Source organism: Azoarcus taiwanensis (assembly GCF_012910885.1).
GTDB classification, from domain to species: domain Bacteria; phylum Pseudomonadota; class Gammaproteobacteria; order Burkholderiales; family Rhodocyclaceae; genus Azoarcus_F; species Azoarcus_F taiwanensis.
In genome coordinates, this window is record NZ_WTVM01000064.1 from 1 (window position 1) to 22,947 (window position 22,947).

Genomic DNA, 22,947 nt, shown 5'->3' on the forward strand with positions numbered 1-22,947 from the left:
AGGTAATAATGGCCATCGTCGGCGAAGGCGAGCAGGGTGTTGTCGCGCAGCCGCTTGAGCACGGTCTCGAGCTTGACCGGGTCGATGTAGGTGAAGCGGGCACGCAGCGCCTCGGGTGAAAAACGCGGACTGTGGGATTCGCGGCCGATCTCGCGCAGCACCAGCAGGCGCAACAGGACCTCGGCTTCGGATCCGCGAAACAGGGTGATGAACGCGTCGAGAATCGGCCGGGCGGCCGCCAACGGTGCCAGCTCGGGCACGTCGTCGGCGGTCACGCCGGGGGCGAGGAACTCCGAGAGGTCGAGACTCATCGGTTGGCGGCGGGATCAGACCCCTTGTTTCAGGCTGGCGGCGATGAAGTCGTCCAGATCGCCGTCGAGCACCGCCTGGGTGTTGCCCACCTCGTAGTTGGTGCGCAAGTCCTTGATGCGCGACTGGTCGAGCACGTAGGAGCGGATCTGATGACCCCAGCCGATGTCGCTCTTGGAGTCTTCCAGCGCCTGCTGCTCGCTCTGGCGTTTGCGCAGCTCCAGTTCGTACAGGCGAGCTTTCAGCATCGACATGGCTTCGGCCTTGTTCTTGTGCTGAGAGCGGTCGTTCTGGCACTGCACGACGATACCGGTGGGTTCATGGGTGATGCGCACCGCGGAGTCGGTCTTGTTGATGTGCTGACCGCCCGCACCGCTGGCGCGGTAGGTGTCGATGCGCAAATCCGCCGGGTTGATCTCGATTTCGATCGAATCGTCGACTTCCGGATAGACGAAAACCGAGCAGAAGCTGGTGTGGCGTCGTGCGTTGGAGTCAAACGGGCTCTTGCGCACCAGGCGGTGAATGCCGGTTTCGGTGCGGAGATAGCCGTAGGCGTAATCACCGTTGACCTTGATCGTCGCGCTCTTGATGCCGGCCACTTCGCCTTCGGATTCTTCCATCAGCTCGGTTTCGAAACCCTTGCCTTCGCAATAGCGCAGGTACATACGCTCCAGCATCCCGGCCCAATCCTGTGCCTCGGTGCCGCCGGCGCCGGACTGAATTTCAATGAAGCAGGGGTTGGGGTCCATCGGATTGGCGAACATCCGGCGGAACTCGAGTTGGTGAACTTTTTCCTCGAGCTTGGCGGTGTCCGCTTCGACGGCGACTACGGTGTCCTCGTCATCCTCGGCTTCGGCGAGCTCGAAGAGGTCCTTGAGATCGCTGGACATCTGCTCGATCTCGTCCAGCACGAGCACGATGTTCTCGAGCTGACGCTTTTCCTTGCCAATCTCCTGAGCGCGATCGGCGTCGTTCCAGATCGCCGGATCTTCGAGGGCGAGGTTTACTTCCTGAAGCTTGGAGGCTTTTTCACCGTAGTCAAAGATACCTCCGTAGTTCGCGACCCCGGGAGGCGAGGTCGGCGATTTTTTCGGACAGGGCGTTGAGGCGTTCGGCTTCCATGGCGGGTCTCGGTTGGATTCGGGAAACCCTTGAGTATACACGGACAAGGCGTTACTCACGCCGCCTCGAAATCCTCAAGCATGAGTTGCAGGCTGGTGACGCCGTTGAACTCGTTGGGCGAAAGCCGGTAGGCCGCGTGAATTCGCGCCGGGGCGGATTCTGCGTGGTTGAACCGGATCGCGGCGAAGCGCTGGCCGCGACATGAGAGGTCCAGCTGCAGATGGCGCTCCTTGAGCAGGCGTTGTCGGTCGACGTTGAATACGTCGTCGAACACCGGTGCCGGAAAGCCCTGACCCCAGATGTCCTGTTCGAGCAAACGTGCCGAGTCCAGCGACATCCAGCCAGCCTCGAGTGGTCCGTCGGTTTCGATGCTGCGGGTGAGCGCGGCGGGATCGACCAGCGACTGGACCACATCCTCGAAGACTGCGGTGAACTGTTCGTAGTCGCTTTCGCGGATGGTCAGTCCGGCGGCCATTGCATGCCCCCCGAAGCGCAGGATCAGCTCGGGGTGCTGCTTGGACACGAGATCGAGCGCGTCGCGCAGGTGCAGGCCAGCGATCGAGCGGCCGGACCCCTTGAGTTCGCCTTCGTCGCCACGTGCGAAGGCGATCACCGGGCGGTGAAGGCGCTCCTTGATGCGTCCGGCGACGATGCCGATGACGCCTTGGTGCCAGTCGCGCTCGAACAGGCTGATTGCAGCGGTATTGCCTGGATCGAAACCCGCGAGGCGTTCCACTGCCGCTTCCTGCATCTCCTGTTCGATGCCTCGGCGCTCGCGGTTGAGGCGGTCGAGCTCCTGCGCGATGTTCAGCGCGCGGCCGGCGTCATCGGTGATCAGGCACTCGATGCCGAGACTCATGTCGGCCAGGCGCCCGGCGGCGTTGAGCCGCGGACCGAGCGCGAAGCCGAGGTCGAAGGTGCTGGCGCGGCTTGCTTCGCGTCCGGCCGCGGCGAACAGCGCACGGATGCCCGCTTGCATGCGCCCGGCGCGCATCCGCGCGAGCCCCTGAGAGACCAGTATGCGATTGTTGTGGTCGAGCTTGACGACGTCGGCTACGGTGCCGAGCGCGACCAGATCGAGCAGGTCGCCAAGTCTGGGTTCGGGCTGGTCGGCGAATGCGCCGCGCTCGCGCAGCTCGGCGCGCAAAGCCAGCATGGTGTAGAACATGACCCCCACGCCGGCGATCGCCTTGCTCGGGAAGTCGCAACCCGGCTGGTTGGGGTTCACGATGACATCCGCTTCCGGCAGCACGTCGCCCGGGAGGTGGTGATCGGTGATGACCGTGGCGATGCCATGGGCGCGGGCGGCGGCCACCCCCTCGACGCTGGCGATGCCGTTATCCACCGTAATGATCACGTCAGGTTCCATGCGCGTGGCCAGTTCGACGATGGCCGGGGTGAGCCCGTAGCCGTACTCGAAGCGGTTCGGCACGAGGTAGCCCACGTCGGCGCCGAAAGCACGCAATGCGCGCACACCGAGCGCGCAGGCGGTGGCGCCGTCGCAGTCGTAGTCGGCAACGATGAGCAGGCGGGCGCCGGCTTCTATGGCATCGGCCAGCAGCATCGCCGCTTCCTGGGTGCCGGTGAGAGCGTCCGGCGGCAGAAGCGCGCCCAGGCTGTAGTCGAGTTCGTCCCGACGGTGGATGCCTCGCGCCGCATAGATGCGGGCAAGCAAGGGATGGATGCCGGCATCGATGAGGGTCTGGACTGCACGCACTGGCGTGGCGCGGGGAATGATTCGGGTCATGAATTCAGGCGGAATGACAGCTTTCGAGGGAACGCGGCTTGCGCCAGATCTTGAGGAGATCGAGCGGGCGAATGTGCAACTCCAGGGTTGCCCGGTCGCCCGGTGCGTTGATCCGAAGTGAGGAAAGCTTGCGTTTGCGCAGCGCGGTCAGTGCCGGCTTGAACCAGCCGGCTTCGAGTTTCTCGAGTTCGGTACGCCAAGTGTCGATGTCGAGATACAGCGACGGGCGCAGCAGGCTTGTGCAGACGACGAAGGCATCCTGGGCCGGCAGCCGACCGCCGAGTTTTTCCGGGCGTACGCCCGCGGCTCGGGCGAGACCCCGTGTGAGGGGGTCTTCGGCACGTATGACTGGTGCGGGTGCAGTCGTCCGCTTCGGCTGCGATCCAGGACCCCAGAACCAGATGCTGTTGATGGTGGGACGACCCTGCGCTTGTCGTGTCTGGTTGACCGGGTGGTTGTGCAGAAGAATCTGGCATTCGTTGATGAACCGGCACCACCGCTGCCCATCGTCGCCTTGGGGCAGGAAGTTCTCCACCGGTCGTCCAACTGCCTCGTGCAGCGGTGTGAAGCTTGCCAAGGGGCGCGACTTGAGATGCAGGTACCAGCGCCGGGTCGATCGGGCTTCGAAGCGTACGAATTCGGCCTCGGCACCGATGAAGTGATCGTTGATCGCTTCGATCAGCGCACTGGCTTCGGTTGAGTCGAGTTCTAGATCGCCCGCGTCGGCGAGGAGCATGTGCTCACGCGCGAAATGAAGGTGAACCGGGTCCGCGCAAATCCACTCGCCCTCCGCGTCATCCTGGTCTCGCTCCCCCAGCCGCCGCAGCGCGGCGACCGGGAGTGAGGTCTCGTCAAGTTCGAAGGCGCGAGCCAACGCAGACTCGAAGGTTTGCGGCGGACCCGCAATGCAGCGGCCCAGGCCGAGCAAGGTTTCCATTGCGGGCAGGGCAAGACCGTCCGTGAGTTCGCGGACCGCTGCACTCGGCCACACGAGGCCGGGGATGAGTAGCTTGAGATGTATGCTCATGGTATTGGAACGGCTGTGCCGGAGTGTAGCATGAGCAGTGGAGCGCTCGGGTCGCTATCGTCAGGTCGTTGCGGCTATCGAGAGCGGGTTGTCCGACAGTTCGAAGCAGGCCCGACGAGCGGGCTGTGAGCCAGCGCCGCACTGGCGTTCGTTGCGCAGGCAGGCCGTGCGTTACACTCTGCGTTTTTCCATCCGGCTCCCCGATGCGTTACGAGTTTCTCGTCGGTCTGCGTTACACCCGCTCGCGCAAACGTGCGCAGGGGCGCAACCGCTTCATCTCCTTCATCTCCTTGGTTTCGATGCTCGGCACAGGCTTGGGCGTCGCCGCGCTTATCGTTGTGCTCTCGGTGATGAATGGCTTCCAGGAGGAGTTGCGCACCAGGATTCTTGGCGTGGCCTCGCACATTCAGGTGACGGGTTACGACGGCGACCTGGAGCTTTGGCAACGGGTGGCTCAGCAGGCCAGCCAGCATGCTCGGGTGGTTGCAACTGCGCCCTACGTGCAGGAGCAAGCGATGCTTGCTTTCGATGACAGTGTGCGCGGCACCATGGTCCGCGGGGTGTTGCCGGCCGATGAGGAGCGGGTGGCCGATTTCGCGCAGTACATGCGGGCGGGTAGCCTCGACAACCTGCAGGCGGGCGGTTACGGCGTCGTGCTCGGGCGCGATCTCGCCTTTGCGCTGAGAGTCGGTATGGGCGACAGGCTGACCCTGATCGCCCCTCAGGGCATGGTCACGCCAGCTGCTGTGGTGCCGCGTGTTCGCCAGTTCGAGGTGGTTGGCATTTTTGAGGCCGGCATGTTCGAGTACGACTCGGGTCTCGCCCTGGTGCACATGCGTGACGCTCAGGTCTTGTACCGCATGGGCGATGCGGTGAGCGGTGTGCGGCTCAAGACCGACGACCTGTTCGCCGCCCCGAGGATCGCCCGCGAGCTGGCAGGAATGATCGATGTGCCGGGCATGGTCAACGACTGGACACGCAGCCATGCGAACTTCTTCCGCGCCGTGCAGCTCGAGAAGACGATGATGACCATCATCCTTTTTCTGATCGTGGCGGTGGCCGCGTTCAATATTGTCTCCACGCTGGTCATGGCGGTGCAGGAAAAGTATGCCGATATCGCCATTTTGCGCACTCTGGGGGCGAGCCCGGGGTCGATCATGGTGGTCTTCGTTCTGCAGGGTGCGATCATTGGCGTGGTCGGGCTTGTCGCAGGGGTCGTCGGCGGCTTGTTGCTGGCGAACAATCTCGACGTCGTGATTCCAGCGATCGAAGCGGTGACCGGCGCGACGCTGTGGAACAAGGAAATTTATTACATCAGCGAACTACCGTCGAAAGTGCTCCCCTCTGACGTGATTACGATCACCTCTCTGTCTTTCGTGCTGACCCTGCTGGCGACGCTCTATCCGAGCTGGCGCGCATCCCGGGTCAATCCAGCAGAGGCGCTGCGTTATGAATGATTCGATCACGCCCGTGCTGGCATGCCGCGGACTGACCAAGACCTACCGCGAAGGGCCGGATGCGCTCACCGTGTTGCGCGAGGTATCGCTCGAGGTCGCACCGGGAGAACGGCTGGCGATCGTCGGTGCATCGGGCTCGGGCAAGAGCACCCTGTTGCATCTGCTGGGCGGTCTGGATGTGCCCACCTCTGGCAGTGTCGCGCTTGCCGGAAAGGACTTTTCCAGCATGTCCGATGCCGAGCGCGGGCGGCTGCGGAACGAGGCACTGGGCTTCGTCTATCAGTTCCATCACCTGCTACCCGAGTTCAGCGCGCTCGAGAACGTGGCGATGCCGCTCTATATCCGTCGCATGGCCAAGTCCGAGGCGGATGCGCGCGCAGCAGCGATGCTGACCGAGGTCGGTCTGGGTCAGCGGCTGGATCATGCGCCAGGGGAGTTGTCGGGTGGTGAGCGTCAGCGTGCGGCGATTGCCCGCGCCCTGGTCACCGAGCCGGCCTGCGTACTCGCCGATGAACCTACGGGTAACCTCGATCGCCGCACCGCGGATGCGGTGTTCGATCTGATGCTTGGTCTGAACGAACGCCTGTCGACCAGCTTCGTCATCGTTACCCACGACGACGCCATGGCTCGCCGTGCAATGCGTGTCGTACGCCTGGAGGACGGTCAGCTTGCCTGACTGGTCCGAGTTCGTCATCCGCCGCGCTTCGCTGCCCGGGCGCGCCAGTTTCGAATGAGCATCACGCGCCAGGCAGCGCGGACCGAGAAATAGCCGGCGAGGGCGAGGCCGCCGGCGAGTACCACGAGTCCGATGACCAGCGGTTTTCCCAGATCCATTGCCCAGGGTACGAGGGCGTGTGTCCATTCGATGAAGTTCATGTCGCCGATATCGGGAGGATGCACGAAACCATCCGCACCGTTGCCGGCCAGCACCGCACCGATCGCGTAGGCAACCACATAGAGCGGTACGATGGTGAGCGGGTTCGAGTACAGCGTCGTGATCAGTGCGAGAGGCAGGTTGACGCGCCACAGCACGCACGCAATGGCGGCGCTCAGCATCTGGAACGGCCCGGGAATGAGACCGCAGAAGAGCCCTACTGCGATGCCGCCTGCCGCGGAGTGTCGATTGAGGTGCCACAAACGCGGGTGAAGCAGGGTGTTGCGGAACGGGCGCAACCAGCGATTGGTGTGAATCGCCTCATGGTCCGGAATCAGGCTGCGAAACTTCTTGCGCATCGGCTCTGCTGTGTCGATCAGTGTGGACGCCTCGGAAGACGTCAGGTACGGGAATAGGAGTGTGAGGGCGGGAAATTGGTTTCTGCGCTCAGCGCTTGCGCCATTGCTTGATCCGCGAGAATGACAAGGGCATTATGCGGCGTTATGCGTTTTGCAATCGTGGGTTTCGCGCTCGGTATCTGGTTTCTGCAACGACTTGAAGCCTTGCCGGGCAAGGCGTTGTTGGTCGGGTGCGTGATTCTAAGCGCGTTGCTGGCGCTTGTGGGCATCCTTGCGTCACGTGCGGAGAATCTTCGTCGCGGACGTCCGTTGGGGCTGGCCGTGTGCGTGCTTGCCGCGCTGATTGCTGGATTCTCCTGGGCCGGCTGGCGTGCCGAAACCAGGCTGGCCGAGGCGCTGCCAATGCAGTGGGAATTGCGCGATCTGGAAGTGACCGGCGTGGTCCATGGGCTCCCACGGGAAATGGGCGCTGCCCGCCGTTTCGAGTTCAGGGTTGAATCGTCCGAGGCGCCGGTGCCGGGGAGACTGCTGTTGTCGTGGTATCCGCCGCGCAGGGGGGAAGGGGTGGTGCCGGAGATCATGCCGGGCGAGCGCTGGACGCTGACGGTCAGGTTGAGGCGTCCGCATGGCTTCGCCAACCCGCATGGCTTTGATTACGAGGCCTGGCTACTCGAGCGTGGCATTCGGGTGACCGGCTATGTGCGCACGAACGGTGTCAATCAGCGGGTCGATGCGTTCGCTCCCGGGATGATGAACCGGGTCCATGACGTGCGGGCGCGAGTGCGGGCGCGCTTCCTGTCGGCGCTGCCCGATGCGCCTCAGGCCGGCATTCTGGTCGCGCTGGCGGTTGGCGATCAGCAAGCAATTTCGACTGAAAACTGGGAGGTGTTTCGTCGCACCGGGGTCGCGCATCTTGTGAGTATTTCGGGGCTTCATGTTTCATTGGTGGCCTTGTTGTTCGGCGGTGCGGTCGCTTGGGGCTGGCGACGCATGCCGGCGGCGTGTCTGCGTTGGCCGGCACGCAAGGCCGGCACGCTGGCAGGGCTGGTCGCGGCTTCGCTGTATGCGCTGATGGCCGGCTTCGGGCTGCCGACCCAGCGCGCGTTGATGATGCTGGTCGTGGCAGCGATCGCACTGATGTCCGGGCGTGAGGTGCAGGCGAGCAGGGTGTTGGCCATAGCGTTGTTCGTGGTCCTGCTGTTCGATCCTTGGGCGGTGCTGTCTGCGGGCTTCTGGCTTTCCTTTGGCGCGGTCGCGATCATCGTTTTCATCCTCACGGGCCGACGAACCGTAGTGCAAGGTTGGCGTGCGGCGCTGAGGATTCAGCTTGCGATCCCACTGGCCACCGTGCCGCCGCTGCTTGCCCTGTTCAACGCCTTTTCCATCGTGGCCCCGGTTGCCAATGCGTTTGCGATTCCGCTGGTGAGCTTCGTGATCGCCCCATTGGCGCTGGCGGCGATTGCTCTGCCCTTTGCGCCGATTCTGGAAATCGCGCATTGGTTCGTGGGCTGGATGATGCTGGGACTGGCCTGGTTGGCTGAACAGCCGTTCGCGTTGTGGCGCAGGCCGGCGTTGCCGGCGCTACTCATTGCAGCGTCTGCGTTGGCCGTGTTCTGGTTGCTGTTGCCCCGTGGAACGCCAGGCCGCAGCGTGGCCTTGCTGATGCTCGCGCCGGCATTCCTCTGGATGCCTCCACGGCCGGATGCCGGCGAGTTTCGGGCGGTGGTGCTTGACGTCGGCCAGGGGTTGGCCGTGCATGTTCAGACCGCGGGACATGATCTGGTGTTCGATTCAGGTCCGCCGTATGGGCCGGATGCCGACGCGGGAGGACGAGTCCTGCTGCCCTATCTCGGGGCGATCGGTGTGAAGCGGCTGCACAAGCTGGTCATTTCTCATGGCGACAGCGACCACATCGGCGGCGCCGCAACCCTGACGGATGGCATTGCGGTGTCGCGTCTCGTGAAAACACCGGTGGAAACGCACCCCGACCTTGCGAGTCGTGCGCTGACGGTCGGTGACTGTGTGGCGGGCGACGGGTGGGAGTGGGATGACGTGCGTTTCGAGTGGCTCAATCCGGGGAGCGATCCCGCCTATCGCAAGATCAACGATCATGCCTGCGTGCTGCGCATCGCTGGAGCGGGCGGGGTGTTTCTGGTGACCTCCGACATCGAGGCGATCGCCGAGCGCAGTATTCTCGGACGTGATCGGGAGGCGCTTGCCGCCGACGTGGTGACCGCCCCCCACCATGGCAGCCGGACCTCTTCCTCGCCGGCTTTCGTGGCAGCCGTCGGAGCGACCCATGTCATCCAACCCGTCGGCAACATGAACCAGTATCGTCATCCTCACCCGGCGGTGTGGGCACGCTGGGATGCGGCCGGTGCGCGCAACTGGCGAACCGACGGTCAGGGCGCGATCATCGTCGATATGAGGCGCGACGGACCTGAACTGTCTGCACAGCGCGAGCGTGTGCGACGTTACTGGCATGGGCGCTGATGCACGGTGGTGTCTGTAACGCTGCACGCATGAGATCGCGGTTAAACTTTGCTTGACCACACACTGCGGAGTCCATGAATGAGACTGCTCGACACCCTGCGGGACTTTTTTCAGCCTCCTCGTTCGCCTCAGCGACCCGCCTTCGGCATGCGGGAACGCTGCGTTCAGTGCGTCGGACCCCACGGCCTGCATCGGATGGCCTATGTGGAGTGGGGTGACCCGGATAACCCCCGGGTGCTGGTCTGCGTCCACGGACTGACACGCAACGGGCGCGATTTCGATTTTCTTGCCCAGGCTTTGCAGGACGATTATCGGGTGATCTGCCCGGATGTCGTCGGCCGGGGGAGAAGCGACTGGCTCGGGGTGAAGACCGACTACGGTTTTCCGCTGTATGTCTCGGATATGGTGACCTTGCTCGCGCGCGCCAACGCCAAGACTGTGCATTGGGTTGGCACCTCGATGGGTGGCATCATCGGCATGCTGCTCGCCGGCTTGCCGCATACGCCGATCTCGCGCCTGGTCCTCAACGATGTCGGGCCAGTGATCACTGCGGTATCCCTGCGCCGTATTGCCGACTATGTCGGGCGGGCGCCGAAGTTCCCCAGCATGGACGAGGCCGAGGCCTGGATCCGCCAGGTCAGCGCACCTTTCGGCCCGCTGACCGACGAGCAGTGGCGGCATCTGACACGTTATTCGGTGAGGCCGGTCACCGGGGGGTTTTCGATGGTGTACGACCCGGGCATCGGCGACGTCTTCCGCAGCATGCCCATCGTTGCCGACATGGACATGTGGAGTGCCTACAACGCGATCCGCTGCCCCACGCTGGCGATGCGTGGTGCCGAGTCCGATCTCCTCGAGCACGCAACCCTCCAACGCATGGCCGAAACCGGACCGCGGGCGCAAATCGCCGAAATTCCCGGCGTCGGTCATGCCCCCATGTTCATGGACGATGCGCAGGTCTCGCTAGTTCGCGACTACCTGCTTTCGGCCGATCACTGATCGGTCTCGGGCTCGAAGCGGATCGAGGCCGAATTGATGCAGTAGCGCAGGCCGGTGGGTGCCGGTCCGTCTTCGAACACATGGCCGAGATGTGCGCCACACTGCTGGCAAAGCACCTCCGTGCGGTGCATGAAGTGCGAATGGTCGTCTGCACTTTCGACGTTGTCAGGCGTCGCGGCCGTCCAGAAACTGGGCCAGCCGCATCCGGCGTCGAACTTGTGCGCGGAGTGGAACAACTCGGCACCGCAGCATCGGCAGCGGTATTCGCCCCGGTCCCAGTGGTTCCAGTATTCACCGGTGAAAGCCCGTTCCGTGCCCTTCTTTCGGGTGACGTGATACTGCTCAGGGCTGAGTTCCTTTTGCCACTCCTCGTCGCTCTTTGCGATATTGCGCGTCATCATCGTGCTCCTCGTAGGGCCAGTTCCGGACTTCACTGCGAACGAGAGCAGGCCCAAGCTTGGCTCAATGGAGGTGCCGAGGGGTGTTCTCGCCGTGGCTTTCCGGCATTTCGGCATGAACCGTCTCGCCTTCGGCTGACGGATACATCGGTGCGCCACAGTCGTCGCAGTATTCGAGCGGAAAACGGTGCTCCTGGTTCACGATGTCGGTGACACCGCAATCGCGCAGTACGCTCTCGATCTGCAGCGGGATGTCGCTGTGTTCGTCCTCGGCGCCAAGTAAAGGCCAGACCACACCGTGCACCACCTGTTCCCGGTCGCGTACCGAAAAACCGATGCGATACTCCTCGAGCTTTTCGTCGTGGAAGGGTGCAATGACCGCGCGCAGCGAGGCGGCCGGGGTGTCGAGTTCGGCGCCCAGGAAGGCAACGGACGCACGAATCGAGTAGGGACGGCTATGGCTGTCGGCGTGGCGGCTGGCTGCGAAATACGCTTCGGGCAGTACCACTTCGGTCGCGCACCCGGGCATGATGGGCGCGAGACAGGCACCGCCCTGATTGCGCCAGCGGGTGAAGGCGCTGTCACGATTGCTCCCTTCCTCCTGCCATGCGAACAATGGTTCGCCGCGCGGTACGGCGACCGCGGCCAGCAGATAGCGCGTGTCGGAAAGGAATTGTGCGGTTTCGGGGAGTCCCTCGGTCGCAATGTGCAGGTCGTGTCCCTCGAGGGCGGCGCGACCGAGTGCAGCGGCGAACTCAGCCGTGGCGCAATACCCCTGCGGCAACTGGTCCGGACTGAAGAGGAAGTCGGCCAGCGCGATACGTGCGTTCTCGGCGACGATATGCGCCTGAAGGTGCACTCGCAGGTTGGAGAGTACGGCCGGAACAATGGTGCTGGCGGGGATCTTGTAGCGAGACCACGCGAGCACGGGCGCGCCGATCAGCAGGATCTCGTGGTCCTCCGAGATGCCGGATGCGCACTCGGCGCGGGACTCGATGAAATCCGCGAGTTCTTCGTAGGCTTGTGGGTGCTGAGCGTGCAGCGTATCGAGCGCGGCGTTGAGGCCGTCTTCGTCCTGAGCGCGGAGCATGTCGTCGATCGCAACAGTCAGGCGGCGCTCCCAGTGCTGATCCTCCGCCCGGCAGCCTGATTCGGACAACCCGATGGCCATGCGCATCAGTGCCTCGGTCTCGCGGCTCAGACCACCACGCCGCTTGTGTCGGGTTCTTTTCATTCTGGGTGTTCCTGCTGAGGTGTTCCCGAAGGCTTGGTGCCGGTCGAGTTAGGCGGCTAGTTTAACCCGCCGCGTGGCACACGGTGCGCGGCAGGGGCCTGAAGCGGCTCAGTACGCGGGTTTGTTGAGCCGCACCGCCTGCATAATCGTGGCTGCGATCTCCTCGATGGACTTGGTTGTCGAGTCCAGCCACGGTATGTTTTCCCGTCGCATGAGTTTCTGTGCTGCATCGATTTCGTAGATGCAGTTGTCGAGCGCGGCGTAGCGGCTGTTGGCACGGCGCTCCTGGCGGATCTGGCTGAGGCGCTCTGGCGAAATGGTCAGGCCGAAGAGCTTGCGCCGGTAGCGGTGGATCTCGCCGGGGAGCTTGTTGCGTTCGAAGTCTTCTGGAATCAGCGGGTAGTTGGCCGCCTTGACGCCGAACTGCATCGCGAGATACAGGCTGGTTGGCGTCTTGCCGGAGCGCGACACACCGACCAGAATCACGTCGGCGTCGGCCAGTTCCCCGTCCGAGGAGATCCCGTCGTCGTGGGCCATTGCGTAATTGATGGCCTCGATGCGTGCCTTGTAGTCACTGCTTTCGGCGATGCCGTGAAACCGGCCGACCGCATGATTCGAGCGCATGTCCAACTCGACCTCGAGCGGTCCGATGAACTGCTCGAAGAGGTCGATGAAAAGCGCGTCGGCCCGGCGCAGCCCGGCAACCGTGTCCTGATTGACCATGGTGCTGAACACGATGGGCCGGGCGCCATCCTTGAGGCCAGCTTCGCGGATCTGCTGCGCGCAGTCGATGGCCTTGTCGAGCGTATCCACGAAGGGGATCCGGATTTGCCGGAACTTGGCGTCGGGGAACTGGGTGAGCAGGCTGTGTCCCAGTGTTTCCGCGGTAATTGCGGTGCCGTCGGAAATGAAAAAGGCAGTTCGGATGTGGTCTGAAGGCATGGTTTTGGCCAGAAAAGCGCTGTCGGCACCCGAACTGGCATGCGGCACTGCGCCAAAAGTCGTTAAAATCCGATTTTGCTTTGTCACCAACAAATTCGGAAGCCCATTCATGACCCGATACGTGATTCCCTTCACCGAACTGCGCATGACCGACGTCGAGCAGGTCGGTGGCAAGAACGCCTCGCTTGGCGAGATGATCAGCCAGTTGCCTGCAAGCGTCAGGGTCCCGGGTGGCTTTGCCACCACGGCCGAGGCGTATCGGGAGTTCCTGGCTCACCAGGGGCTGGCCGAGCGGATTCATGCAGCGCTCGAGAATCTTGATGTCGATGACGTCGACACCTTGGTTCGCACCGGTGCCGAGATCCGTCAGTGGATCGTCGACACCCCGTTCCCGGCCAAGCTCGAGGAAGAAATTCATGCTGCCTACAACGCCCTGGTCGCCGAAGGTGAGGGCAGTTTCGCAGTGCGCTCGTCGGCCACCGCCGAGGACTTGCCGGATGCCTCCTTCGCCGGCCAGCAGGAAACCTTCCTCAACATCCACGGCTACGAGAACATCCTCCACGCGATGAAGGAGGTGTTTGCCTCGCTGTATAACGACCGTGCGATCGCCTACCGGGTGCACAAGGGCTTTACTCATGCAGAGGTCGCGCTGTCGGCAGGCGTGCAGCGCATGGTGCGCTCGGATTCCGGCGCCTCCGGCGTGATGTTCACGATCGACACCGAATCCGGTTTCAGCGATGTGGTGTTCATTACCGCCTCCTATGGCCTCGGCGAAACCGTGGTGCAGGGCGCGGTCAATCCGGACGAGTTCTACGTACACAAGCCGACTCTGGCTCTCGGGAAACCCGCGGTGCTGCGTCGCAACCTCGGCTCCAAGCTGATCAAGATGGAGTTCGCAGACAAGCGCGAAGCCGGCAAATCGGTGCGCACCGTCGATGTCCCTGAGACCGATCGCAACCGTTTCTCCCTCACTGACGACGACGTTCTCGAGCTTGCGCGTTACGCAGTGATCATCGAGCAGCACTACGGCCGCCCGATGGACATCGAATGGGGCAAGGACGGTGTCGATGGCAAGCTCTACATCCTGCAGGCGCGTCCGGAAACCGTGAAGTCGCAGAGTTCCGGGCACGTGATGGAGAAGTACCGTTTGAAGCAGTACGGCCGCGCGCTCACCCACGGCCGTGCGATCGGTCAGAAGATCGGCGCCGGTCCGGTGCGTGTGGTCGCCAGCGCTTCCGAGATGAACCGGGTGCAGCCGGGCGACATCCTCGTCACCGACATGACCGATCCCAACTGGGAGCCGGTGATGAAGCGTGCTTCGGCGATCGTCACCAACCGCGGCGGCCGTACCTGCCATGCCGCGATCATTGCGCGTGAGCTCGGTATTCCGGCCATCGTCGGTTGTGGCAATGCCACCGAGGTGCTGGAAGAGGGTGACATGGCGACCGTCTCCTGCGCCGAGGGTGATACTGGCTACGTCTATCGTGGCAAGCTGGATTTCGAGGTCATCACCACCGACATGGGCAACCTGCCGGACATCCCGGTCAAGGTCATGATGAACGTCGGCAACCCCGAACTCGCCTTCGAGTTCGCGCAGATTCCGAACGGCGGCGTTGGCCTCGCACGGGTCGAGTTCGTCATCAACAACATGATCGGCATCCACCCGAAGGCGATTCTGGAAATCGACCAGGTGCCCGCCAGTCTGCGCGACGAGATTAAGCGGCGCTCGCGTGGCTATGCGACGCCGAAACAGTTCTTCATCGAGAAGCTGGTCGAGGGCATCGCCACCATCGCGGGCGCGTTCTACCCGAAGCCGGTCATCGTGCGGATGTCGGATTTCAAGTCGAATGAGTACCGCAAGCTGCTCGGCGGCGAGATCTACGAGCCGGAAGAAGAGAATCCGATGCTCGGCTTCCGCGGTGCCTCGCGCTACATCGCGCACAGCTTCCGCGACTGCTTCGAGATGGAATGCGCCGCCATGCGCAAGGTGCGCAACGAGCTGGGGCTGACCAACGTCGAAATCATGGTGCCCTTCGTACGCAATCTCGATGAGGGCAGGGAAGTGGTCGAGCTGCTCGCCGAGCATGGCCTCAAGCGCGGCGAGAACGACCTGCGCCTGATCATGATGTGCGAGATCCCGTCCAACGCCTTGCTTGCCGAGCAGTTCCTGGAATTCTTCGACGGCTTCTCGATTGGTTCCAACGATCTCACTCAGCTCACGCTCGGCCTGGACCGCGATTCAGGTCTCGTGGCCCACGCTTTCGACGAGCGCGACCCGGCGGTCAAGCAGTTGCTGTCGATGGCGATCAGCGCCGCCAACCGCCTCGACAAGTATGTCGGCATCTGCGGCCAGGGCCCCTCGGATCACTCGGACTTTGCCGAGTGGCTGATGGACGAAGGCATTCAGACCATCTCGCTCAACCCGGATACGGTTGTCGACACCTGGCTGAAGCTGGCGGCACACCAGAAGGTCTGAGTCGCATTCACTCAGGAAAAGGCCCGTGACGCTTCTGCGTCACGGGCCTTTTTTACTCCTCATTCCGGTAGCGGCTCGAATCAGGCCGAGAAGAAGTCCTTGACCTTGTCCATCCAGGACTTCGCCTTCGGGTTGTGGCGGTCCACATCCTGTCGCGAGACTTCCTCGAACTCGCGCAGCAGTTCCTTTTGTCGCTCGGTGAGTTTGACCGGCGTCTCGACTACGACGTGGCACATCAGGTCGCCGTGGGCATGGGAGCGCACGTTGCGAATACCCTTGCCGCGGAGCCGGAATACCTTGCCGCTCTGCGTTTCGGCGGGGATCTTCAGGCGGGCCATGCCGTCGAGTGTCGGGATCTCGATTTCACCGCCCAGCGCAGCGGTGGCGAAGCTGATCGGCATTTCGCAGTGCAGATCGTCGCCGTCGCGCTGGAACATGGGGTGCTTGCGGATGTGGATCTCGACGTAGAGGTCGCCCGGCGGGCCGCCGTTGACACCGGGTTCGCCATGGCCGGCGTGGCGCAGGCGCATGCCTTCGTCGATGCCGGCTGGAATCTTGACCTCGAGCGTCTTGTGGCTCTTGACCCTGCCGGCGCCGCCACAGGTGCCGCAGGGGTTTGGAATCACCCGGCCGGTGCCGTGGCACTTCGGGCAGGTTTGCTGGATCGAGAAGAAGCCCTGCTGGATGCGAACCTGGCCGGCGCCGCCGCAGGTGCCGCAGGTTTGCGGCTCGGTGCCCGGCTTGGCGCCGGTGCCATGGCAGGTACCGCACTCTTCGGCGGTGGGAATGCGGATCGTCTTTTCCGCGCCGCGCGCGGCCTCTTCCAGCGAGATCTCCAGGTTGTAGCGCAGGTCGGCGCCACGATACACGTTGGAGCGACCACCGCCCCGGCCGCCGCCGCCGAAGATGTCGCCGAAGATGTCGGAGAAGGCGTCGGCGAAACCGTCGAAGCCCTGGGCGCCCGGGCCGCCACGCCCGCCCATGCTCGGGTCGACGCCGGCATGGCCGTAGCGGTCGTAGGCTGCCTTCTTGTCCGCGTCGGACAGGACTTCGTATGCCTCGCTGAGCTCCTTGAATTTGTCCTCGGCCGTCTTGTCACCCGGGTTGCGGTCGGGGTGGTGCTTCATCGCCAGCTTGCGATAGGCCTTCTTGATTGCGTCGGCGTTGGCGTCGCGATTGATGCCCAGCACCTCGTAATAATCTCGTTTGCTCATCTGTCAGTCCTGAGTCGGGCACGGAGCCCGTTCGGCAAAAAGTCGGGAGGCCGTCGATGGCGACGGCGATCCCGACTCGAGGTCCGTAAGCACGGGCTGTCCGGTCGTCCCGACAGCCCTCTTGGCAATTACTTGTCGTTCTTGACTTCGGTGAACTCCGCATCGACGACATCTGCATCGGCCGGCTTGTCACCAGCTTCTGCGCCGGCCGCACCGGCTTCCGCCTGGCTCTGGGCGTACATCTTCTCGCCCAGCTTCTGGCTGGCGGTGGCAAGGGCTTCGCTCTTGGCCTCGATCACGGCCTTGTCGGTGCCCTTGATCGCCTCTTCGGCTTCCTTCAGTGCGGTTTCGATCGCGGCCTTCTCGCCGTCGTCTAGCTTGTCGCCGTGCTCGGCGACCGCTTTCTTGACCGAGTGGATCAGCGCGTCGCACTGGTTGCGGGCGTCGACCAGCTCGTGTGCCTTCTTGTCCTCTTCGGCATGAGCTGCGGCGTCCTGCACCATGCGTTCGACTTCCTCGTCGGACAGGCCGGAGTTGGCCTTGATGGTGATCTTGTTTTCCTTGCCGGTGGCCTTGTCCTTGGCCGATACATGCAGGATGCCGTTGGCGTCGATGTCGAAGGTGACCTCGATCTGCGGCATGCCGCGCGGTGCCGGCGGAATGTCGGTTAGGTTGAACTGGCCCAAGCTCTTGTTGCCGGCTGCCATTTCGCGCTCACCCTGGAGCACGTGGATGGTCACCGCGCTCTGGTTGTCGTCGGCGGTGGAGAACACCTGGCTCGCCTTGGTCGGGATGGTGGTGTTCTTGTGGATGAGCTTGGTCATCACGCCGCCGAGGGTCTCGATGCCCAGCGACAGTGGGGTGACGTCGAGCAGCAGCACGTCCTTGACCTCGCCCTGCAGCACGCCGCCCTGGATGGAGGCGCCGATGGCGACCGCCTCGTCCGGGTTCACGTCCTTGCGTGGCTCCTTGCCGAAGAACTCCTTGACCTTCTCCTGCACCTTGGGCATGCGGGTCTGACCACCGACCAGGATGACGTCGTCGATGTCGGTGACCTTGAGGCCTGCGTCCTTGAGCGCAACGCGGCAGGGCTCGATGGTGCGTGCGATCAGGTCTTCGACCAGCGCCTCGAACTTGGCGCGGGTGATCTTGATCGCGAGGTGCTTCGGCCCGGAGGCGTCTGCGGTGATGTAGGGCAGGTTGATCTCGGTCTGGCTGCCGGAGGAGAGTTCGATCTTGGCCTTTTCGGCGGCTTCCTTCAGGCGCTGCAGCGCGAGCACGTCGTTCTTGAGATCGACGCCTTGCTCCTTCTTGAATTCAGTGACGACGTAGTCGATGATGCGCTGGTCGAAATCCTCGCCGCCGAGGAAGGTGTCGCCGTTGGTCGCCAGCACTTCGAACTGGTGCTCGCCGTCGAGATCGGCAATCTCGATGATGGACACGTCGAAGGTGCCGCCACCGAGGTCGAACACTGCGATCTTGCTGTCACCCGGCTTCTTGTCCATGCCGAAGGCGAGGGCGGCCGCGGTCGGCTCGTTGATGATGCGCTTGACTTCGAGGCCGGCGATACGGCCGGCGTCCTTGGTGGCCTGGCGCTGGCTGTCGTTGAAGTAGGCCGGCACTGTGATGACCGCTTCGGTGACCGGCTCGCCGAGGTAATCCTCGGCGGTTTTCTTCATCTTGCGCAGCACTTCGGCGGAGACCTGCGGCGGCGCGATCTTCTTGCCACGGGCTTCGACCCAGGCGTCGCCATTGTCGGCCTTGGCGATGGTGAAGGGCATCAGGTCGATGTCCTTCTGTACTTCCTTCTCGTCGAAGCGACGGCCGATCAGACGCTTGATCGCGAACAGGGTGTTCTTGGCGTTGGTGACAGCCTGACGTTTCGCAGGTGCGCCGACGAGGATCTCGTCGTCTTCGGCGTAGGCAACCACCGACGGGGTGGTGCGGGCGCCTTCGGAGTTCTCGATGACCTTGGCCTTGCCGCCTTCCATTACGGACACACAGCTGTTGGTGGTGCCGAGGTCAATACCGATGATCTTTCCCATTTTCAATCCTTTTCAGATGCTTGATCGTTGTCGTTCATTCTCATGGACTGGCGCTAGCAGTCCTGTCTTGACGCATATATGGGGCGGCTCGAACAAGTTTCAAGCCATGCTGCGTCAGCTGCCTTTGGCTTTTGCCACGACCACCATCGCCGGACGCAGCACACGCTCGTGCAGCATGTAGCCCTTTTGCAGCACGTTGATCACTGTGTTCGGTTCGGCATCCGCTTCGATCGCACTGATTGCCTGATGGCGGTTGGGATCGAACTTCTTGTCCAGAGGGTCTTCCTGAGCGATGCCGGCGCTTTCAAACGCGGAGACCATCTGCTTGAGCGTCAACTCGACGCCTTCGCGCAGCTTCTCGATGGTCTGATTGTCGGTAGCCAGAGCGGTTTCGAGGCTATCCCGAACAGGCAGCAGGGCGCTCGCGAACTTCTCCGCGGCAAACCGCGCGGCTTTGGCGACGTCTTCCTCCGCACGCCGGCGCACATTCTCGGTTTCGGCCTTGGCGCGAAGCCAGGCGTCATGGTGTTCAACGGCCTTCAACTCGGCGATGCGGAGGCTCTCCTCGAGACTTGGCGTCGTGTCCGTCGTTGTCTCTTCGGTTTCCGCGGCCTGGTTGGCCTGCTGGTCGGTGCTGGGGTCATGACCGAGTTCGTCGGCGTGTCCGGTGCCGCTTTGCGGGGTCTCTTGCTTGTCCTGCATTCCTTGCAAACTCCCTTGATCGACTTGATTTACGCCGCATTTGGGGGTGGATCGTTCGATTTCAAGCGCCAAGCGTTAATTTTTTTGTATCTGCCCGTCGTCATGTGGCGCTTGATGTGGCTCCGGGCTAGTATTGGTGCTCTCGGAGCAGACGCGCACGCCATCTGAGGGCGATGTGTGGTGGCAGGGCACATGGAAGATATACCGAAGCAAATCGGCAAGTACAAAATCATCCGTGAAGTCGGGCGCGGCGCGACCGCGGTCGTCTATCTGGCGGAAAGTCCCGACATGCCTGAACCGGTGGCGGTCAAGCATGTCCGTTTCAAGGACAAGGCCAAGGACGAGGCGAAGTGGAACCGCCGCCTGATGAAGCTGCTGAAAGCCGAGGAAGCGGTTGCGAAGCGCCTGAATCACCCGAACATCATCCGGATTCACGAGGCTGTCATTCATCCCGATGAATCCTACGTGGTAATGGAGTATTTCCCGGGAGAGTCGCTGGAGCGTTACTGTGGGTTCGAGAACCTGCTGCCGGTGCATCGGACAATCGGCATTGTCTTCAAGTGCTGCATGGCGCTCGATCATGCATACCGTCAGGGGGTTGTGCATAGGGACATCAAACCGGCCAACATCCTGGTTGACGACAAGGACAACGTCAAGATCACGGATTTCGGCCTCGCGCTGAACATCAACAAGAAGATCCAGACCGATTCGACCTTCATCATGGGGGTGGGCTCGCCGGCCTACATGAGCCCCGAGCAGATCAAGAACTACCCCCTCAACCAGAAGACGGATCTCTACTCTCTCGGCGCCGTTTTGTTCCATCTGCTTACCGGGCGCCTGCCGTTCCGTGCAACCCACCCGGCACAACTCGTCTATAAGATCCTCAATGCCGATCCGCCATCGGTGTCGCAACTCAATCCAGACCTCCCGGAGAAGCTCGATTACGTCATCCGCAAGGCGCTGGAGAAGGATTTGTATTCGCGCTACCGGAATGGTGCCGAGTTCGCCAAGGACTTGTCTGCAGTGCGATATCAGATCGTCGACGACAATCATGTGCAGACCGATACCACGCGATTCAGCGTGTTGCGCAAACTGGGCTTCTTTACCGAATTCGACGACATCGAGCTATGGGAAGTATTGCGCATTTCGAATTGGCGCAAGGCCGACGGGCGAACAACAATCTATCGCGAGAACGAGGCTGATCAGCGCTTTGGTGTCGTGCTCGAAGGGCAGGTCGAAGTGTCGGTCGAAGGGCGCAGGGTGACACGCCTCGGGCCGGGCGAGATTTTTGGTGAGCTCGCCTGGCTGGACAGCAAGGACCACCGTCACCTGAATACCATCATCACCGCCGAACCGACCACTTATCTCGAGATCAGCCCGGCCGCGCTGGCGCTGGCGACCGACGAAGTGCGCGATCGATTCCGTGAGCAGATATCGACCGTCGTCGCCAAACGACTGGGAGAGGCCGCGCGCAGGCTGGCCGCTCAGGGCGAGGAGGCAGTGCGGGGCGACTTCACCGCAACAGGCGGGCTCGACCTGCAACTGGTCGACGATTGACCGATGCCGGCGTCCGAAGGTGACGCCTGTTCAGACTGCCAGGTCGATCTGGCTGACCGTTCCGACCCGGCCGCTTTCCGCCACGTAGATGCTGCTCGCCCGCATCACGCCGAGGGTTTCATTGGCATGGTTGCGTAACTCGAATGGCGTGCTGAGGTTTTTCAGATAGAGCGCACCGATGCCGGCCTCGGCCATGGTGAGCAGGCTGCCGCCGCCATCGGTATCCGGTTTCCACAAGCGCAGTTTGGCGAAGGCCGGGTCGGCGGCATCGATCCAGCCGTTGCGATCCGCGTCGAGGGCTGCGAGTTCGGCGAAGCCGTTGCCGGTCGTCGGGCCGAAAAGCTCCCGCCCGTCGTCGATTCGACCGTTGCCGTCGCGGTCGATGGCGAGAAAGCCGCGACCACCACCGAGCATCGGCAGCAGTTCGTTGTTGCCATCCGCGGTCAGATCGAACTCGAAACGTGCGTCCTGCAAGGCTGCGCCCGGTCCGCCAAAGTCGAGAACGAGTGGGTCCTTAAGGCGCGCCTGGCCACCACGAACTTCGATGTTCAAGGTTTCCGTAAAGCTGCGCTCCATCTCGAAACCGACATCGAAGCGAATCTCTCGTCCATCGCGGGTGCGGATGACGCCCTCTGCCTGAAACTGCGTGTACTCGTATTCCGTGCGCGTCGAGCTGAAACTGTATTCGAAACCGCCACCCTGCGCGTTGGGCTGTGCTGCGTTTGCCTGCCCCGGCGAAACGTTGTCGACGGTGGTCTGCGGATCACGCAATTCGGCCATGCGCAGCAATTTCAGCGGCCTGCCGGTGATGATCTCGATCATCGTCGCCATCAAGCGAAGCTGGGGGTCGAGTTCGGTGTCCTCGCTGTCAGGCGCGATGGATTCGGCGCCGGCCGATTGCGCCGCCTGAGGAGAGATCGTGACGCGGGTGCCGTTGGCCGCGGCTGACCCGTTGGCAAGGGCTGCGGCGTTGCCCGACCAGACCTCGAGACGTTCGGTCGTGTGGGTCGTGGTGAAACTGGTGTGCGCGGCGCGCATCTGGATGACAGAGGATGCGATTTCCATGCTGGCATGGCCTCCGATAGGCTGATTCGCCCCTTATAACGACCGGCCCGCGAAGAACTTGAGTGTGTTTGCGTCAGAGAACGCTCTCAAGCCAGCGTTGGAGGCTGCTGGCGTCCATTGCGCCGGACTGGCGGGCGACTTCGCGACCCCCACGAAACACCGCCAGGGTCGGAATGCTGCGAATTCCGAAACGCCCGGCGAGATCAGGGTTGGCTTCAGTGTCCACTTTTGCGAAACGCAGTGCGGGCTCCATCCGTTTGGCGACCTGCTCGAAGTTCGGTGCCATCATTCGGCAGGGCGCACACCAGGGTGCCCAGAAATCGATTACCAGCGGGAGGTCGCTGCGCCGCAGATGCGCGTCGAGTGAGGAGGCGTCCAGCGTTACCGGTATGCCGGAGAAAAGAGGGCGCTTGCAGCGGCCACACGCCCCCCCGGCCGTCAGTCTTTCGGCTGGCAGTCGGTTGATGGCGTGACAATGCGGGCAGGCGACGTGCAGGTTTTCCGTCATGGCGGGCTCCAGGGTATCAGCGAAAGCTAATATATTGCTAGCCCCAATTTCAACCGGGAAACCGCAGTTCGATATATTCAATTGTGCGTCTGACGAGCAATCGGGCGCGCACCAGTTGGGTGAGCATCTCCAAGGATTCAGGTCCCGGTGTCTGTATGGCGTTCGAGGTCATTGAGAGCGGCCAACCGCGGAACCCACTCCGCCAGGACTCACGGGCGGCGCCGGCCCACCACGACCTGAATTCGTCGGTCTGTCGGATCGCCGACCGCAATGGCAACCAACCAGGTGAGGAGGCTGTAGACGAGTGCGCTCCAGAAGGCACTCCAGAATCCGTCAACCTGTACGCCAGCCACCAGGGTTGCCACACCCCAGAACAACAGGGCGTTGATGACCAGCGTGAACAGCCCCAGGGTCAGCAC

Annotated in this window: 19 protein-coding genes and 1 pseudogene; 6 read left to right on the top strand and 14 right to left on the bottom strand. The window is 62.8% G+C overall.

Annotation, left to right across the window (positions count from 1 at the left end):
- The 4 genes and pseudogenes from GPA21_RS11540 to GPA21_RS11555 all read right to left on the bottom strand — a co-directional run.
- A pseudogene (locus GPA21_RS11540) lies at window positions 1–311 on the bottom strand (hypothetical protein); the annotation flags it as partial.
- 15 nt (window positions 312–326) lie between these two features.
- Window positions 327–1,431, bottom strand: a protein-coding gene (gene prfB / locus GPA21_RS11545) for a peptide chain release factor 2 (RefSeq protein ID WP_168988315.1) whose coding sequence is annotated in 2 segments (ribosomal slippage) — window positions 327–1,349 and window positions 1,351–1,431 — 1,104 coding nt in all. Because the reading frame shifts where the segments join, the coding sequence is not laid out codon by codon here.
- A gap of 55 nt (window positions 1,432–1,486) precedes the next feature.
- Window positions 1,487–3,178, bottom strand: coding sequence for a single-stranded-DNA-specific exonuclease RecJ (recJ, locus tag GPA21_RS11550; RefSeq protein WP_168988316.1), 1,692 nt, complete (start codon window positions 3,176–3,178; stop codon window positions 1,487–1,489).
- 4 nt (window positions 3,179–3,182) lie between these two features.
- Window positions 3,183–4,205 (bottom strand): hypothetical protein, encoded by a 1,023-nt coding sequence (locus tag GPA21_RS11555; RefSeq protein ID WP_168988317.1) that lies wholly within the window; start codon window positions 4,203–4,205, stop codon window positions 3,183–3,185.
- Window positions 4,206–4,408: 203 nt separating this feature from the next.
- On the opposite strand from GPA21_RS11555, the gene GPA21_RS11560 reads away from it, so the two are divergent.
- Entirely contained in the window at window positions 4,409–5,662 is a 1,254-nt protein-coding gene (locus GPA21_RS11560) for a lipoprotein-releasing ABC transporter permease subunit (RefSeq protein WP_168988318.1), read from the top strand.
- A complete protein-coding gene (lolD, locus tag GPA21_RS11565; protein ID WP_168988319.1) occupies window positions 5,655–6,338 on the top strand; it encodes a lipoprotein-releasing ABC transporter ATP-binding protein LolD in 684 nt (227 codons plus the stop codon). The genes GPA21_RS11560 and lolD overlap by 8 nt, the downstream gene beginning before the upstream one ends.
- Window positions 6,339–6,352: 14 nt before the next feature.
- Here lolD and GPA21_RS11570 read toward each other — a convergent pair whose 3' ends face one another.
- On the bottom strand, window positions 6,353–6,895 hold the full coding sequence (locus GPA21_RS11570) for a DUF2062 domain-containing protein (protein WP_168988320.1): 543 nt from the start codon (window positions 6,893–6,895) through the stop codon (window positions 6,353–6,355).
- Window positions 6,896–7,039: 144 nt separating this feature from the next.
- Here GPA21_RS11570 and GPA21_RS11575 point away from each other — a divergent pair, with 144 nt between their 5' ends.
- Both GPA21_RS11575 and GPA21_RS11580 read left to right on the top strand, forming a co-directional pair.
- Window positions 7,040–9,388 (top strand): DNA internalization-related competence protein ComEC/Rec2, encoded by a 2,349-nt coding sequence (locus GPA21_RS11575; protein ID WP_168988321.1) that lies wholly within the window; start codon window positions 7,040–7,042, stop codon window positions 9,386–9,388.
- A 78-nt stretch (window positions 9,389–9,466) separates the two neighbouring features.
- Window positions 9,467–10,387, top strand: coding sequence for an alpha/beta fold hydrolase (locus GPA21_RS11580; protein WP_168988322.1), 921 nt, complete (start codon window positions 9,467–9,469; stop codon window positions 10,385–10,387).
- Here GPA21_RS11580 and msrB read toward each other — a convergent pair.
- The 3 genes from msrB to ppsR form a co-directional block, all read right to left on the bottom strand.
- Window positions 10,381–10,785: a peptide-methionine (R)-S-oxide reductase MsrB gene (gene msrB, locus GPA21_RS11585; protein WP_168988323.1), complete on the bottom strand. Its 405-nt coding sequence runs from the start codon at window positions 10,783–10,785 to the stop codon at window positions 10,381–10,383. The genes GPA21_RS11580 and msrB overlap by 7 nt on opposite strands.
- 64 nt (window positions 10,786–10,849) lie before the next feature.
- Window positions 10,850–12,019 carry a DUF2863 family protein gene (locus GPA21_RS11590; protein ID WP_168988324.1) on the bottom strand — a complete coding sequence of 390 codons (1,170 nt, stop codon included), beginning with the start codon at window positions 12,017–12,019 and terminating at the stop codon, window positions 10,850–10,852.
- A gap of 108 nt (window positions 12,020–12,127) precedes the next feature.
- On the bottom strand, window positions 12,128–12,961 hold the full coding sequence (gene ppsR / locus GPA21_RS11595; RefSeq protein ID WP_168988325.1) for a posphoenolpyruvate synthetase regulatory kinase/phosphorylase PpsR: 834 nt from the start codon (window positions 12,959–12,961) through the stop codon (window positions 12,128–12,130).
- Window positions 12,962–13,070: 109 nt separating this feature from the next.
- Between ppsR and ppsA the strand changes: the two genes are divergently transcribed.
- Window positions 13,071–15,437: a phosphoenolpyruvate synthase gene (gene ppsA, locus GPA21_RS11600; protein WP_168988326.1), complete on the top strand. Its 2,367-nt coding sequence runs from the start codon at window positions 13,071–13,073 to the stop codon at window positions 15,435–15,437.
- Between the two features lie 80 nt (window positions 15,438–15,517).
- Here the strand turns inward: ppsA and dnaJ are convergent, their stop codons facing one another.
- The 3 genes from dnaJ to grpE all read right to left on the bottom strand — a co-directional run bounded on the left by dnaJ (window position 15,518) and on the right by grpE (window position 19,398).
- Window positions 15,518–16,651: a molecular chaperone DnaJ gene (gene dnaJ / locus GPA21_RS11605; RefSeq protein WP_168988327.1), complete on the bottom strand. Its 1,134-nt coding sequence runs from the start codon at window positions 16,649–16,651 to the stop codon at window positions 15,518–15,520.
- A 128-nt stretch (window positions 16,652–16,779) separates the two neighbouring features.
- Entirely contained in the window at window positions 16,780–18,696 is a 1,917-nt protein-coding gene (gene dnaK, locus GPA21_RS11610) for a molecular chaperone DnaK (RefSeq protein WP_168988328.1), read from the bottom strand.
- A 114-nt stretch (window positions 18,697–18,810) separates the two neighbouring features.
- Complete coding sequence (grpE, locus tag GPA21_RS11615) at window positions 18,811–19,398, bottom strand: nucleotide exchange factor GrpE (protein WP_168988329.1); 588 nt, start codon at window positions 19,396–19,398, stop codon at window positions 18,811–18,813.
- 192 nt (window positions 19,399–19,590) lie between these two features.
- Between grpE and GPA21_RS11620 the strand changes: the two genes are divergently transcribed.
- On the top strand, window positions 19,591–20,955 hold the full coding sequence (locus GPA21_RS11620) for a serine/threonine protein kinase (RefSeq protein ID WP_168988330.1): 1,365 nt from the start codon (window positions 19,591–19,593) through the stop codon (window positions 20,953–20,955).
- A 30-nt stretch (window positions 20,956–20,985) separates the two neighbouring features.
- On the opposite strand, the gene GPA21_RS11625 is transcribed toward GPA21_RS11620, so the two are convergent.
- The 3 genes from GPA21_RS11625 to GPA21_RS11635 form a co-directional block, all read right to left on the bottom strand.
- The gene (locus GPA21_RS11625; protein ID WP_168988331.1) at window positions 20,986–22,020 is read right to left on the bottom strand and encodes a hypothetical protein; all 1,035 of its coding nucleotides are present in this window, start codon (window positions 22,018–22,020) and stop codon (window positions 20,986–20,988) included.
- A 73-nt stretch (window positions 22,021–22,093) separates the two neighbouring features.
- Window positions 22,094–22,528: a thioredoxin TrxC gene (gene trxC, locus GPA21_RS11630; protein ID WP_168988332.1), complete on the bottom strand. Its 435-nt coding sequence runs from the start codon at window positions 22,526–22,528 to the stop codon at window positions 22,094–22,096.
- Between the two features lie 209 nt (window positions 22,529–22,737).
- Window positions 22,738–22,947, bottom strand: a 210-nt coding sequence (locus GPA21_RS11635) for a phage holin family protein (RefSeq protein ID WP_168988333.1), incomplete at its 5' end; no start/stop codon positions are given.

Coding starts and splice junctions, on each gene's coding strand:
- recJ (WP_168988316.1), bottom strand. CDS start 3,178: ATGACCCGAATCATTCCCCGCGCCACGCCAGTGCGTGCAGTCCAGACC.
- GPA21_RS11555 (WP_168988317.1), bottom strand. CDS start 4,205: ATGAGCATACATCTCAAGCTACTCATCCCCGGCCTCGTGTGGCCGAGT.
- GPA21_RS11560 (WP_168988318.1), top strand. CDS start 4,409: ATGCGTTACGAGTTTCTCGTCGGTCTGCGTTACACCCGCTCGCGCAAA.
- lolD (WP_168988319.1), top strand. CDS start 5,655: ATGAATGATTCGATCACGCCCGTGCTGGCATGCCGCGGACTGACCAAG.
- GPA21_RS11570 (WP_168988320.1), bottom strand. CDS start 6,895: ATGCGCAAGAAGTTTCGCAGCCTGATTCCGGACCATGAGGCGATTCAC.
- GPA21_RS11575 (WP_168988321.1), top strand. CDS start 7,040: ATGCGTTTTGCAATCGTGGGTTTCGCGCTCGGTATCTGGTTTCTGCAA.
- GPA21_RS11580 (WP_168988322.1), top strand. CDS start 9,467: ATGAGACTGCTCGACACCCTGCGGGACTTTTTTCAGCCTCCTCGTTCG.
- msrB (WP_168988323.1), bottom strand. CDS start 10,785: ATGACGCGCAATATCGCAAAGAGCGACGAGGAGTGGCAAAAGGAACTC.
- GPA21_RS11590 (WP_168988324.1), bottom strand. CDS start 12,019: ATGAAAAGAACCCGACACAAGCGGCGTGGTGGTCTGAGCCGCGAGACC.
- ppsR (WP_168988325.1), bottom strand. CDS start 12,961: ATGCCTTCAGACCACATCCGAACTGCCTTTTTCATTTCCGACGGCACC.
- ppsA (WP_168988326.1), top strand. CDS start 13,071: ATGACCCGATACGTGATTCCCTTCACCGAACTGCGCATGACCGACGTC.
- dnaJ (WP_168988327.1), bottom strand. CDS start 16,651: ATGAGCAAACGAGATTATTACGAGGTGCTGGGCATCAATCGCGACGCC.
- dnaK (WP_168988328.1), bottom strand. CDS start 18,696: ATGGGAAAGATCATCGGTATTGACCTCGGCACCACCAACAGCTGTGTG.
- grpE (WP_168988329.1), bottom strand. CDS start 19,398: ATGCAGGACAAGCAAGAGACCCCGCAAAGCGGCACCGGACACGCCGAC.
- GPA21_RS11620 (WP_168988330.1), top strand. CDS start 19,591: ATGGAAGATATACCGAAGCAAATCGGCAAGTACAAAATCATCCGTGAA.
- GPA21_RS11625 (WP_168988331.1), bottom strand. CDS start 22,020: ATGGAAATCGCATCCTCTGTCATCCAGATGCGCGCCGCGCACACCAGT.
- trxC (WP_168988332.1), bottom strand. CDS start 22,528: ATGACGGAAAACCTGCACGTCGCCTGCCCGCATTGTCACGCCATCAAC.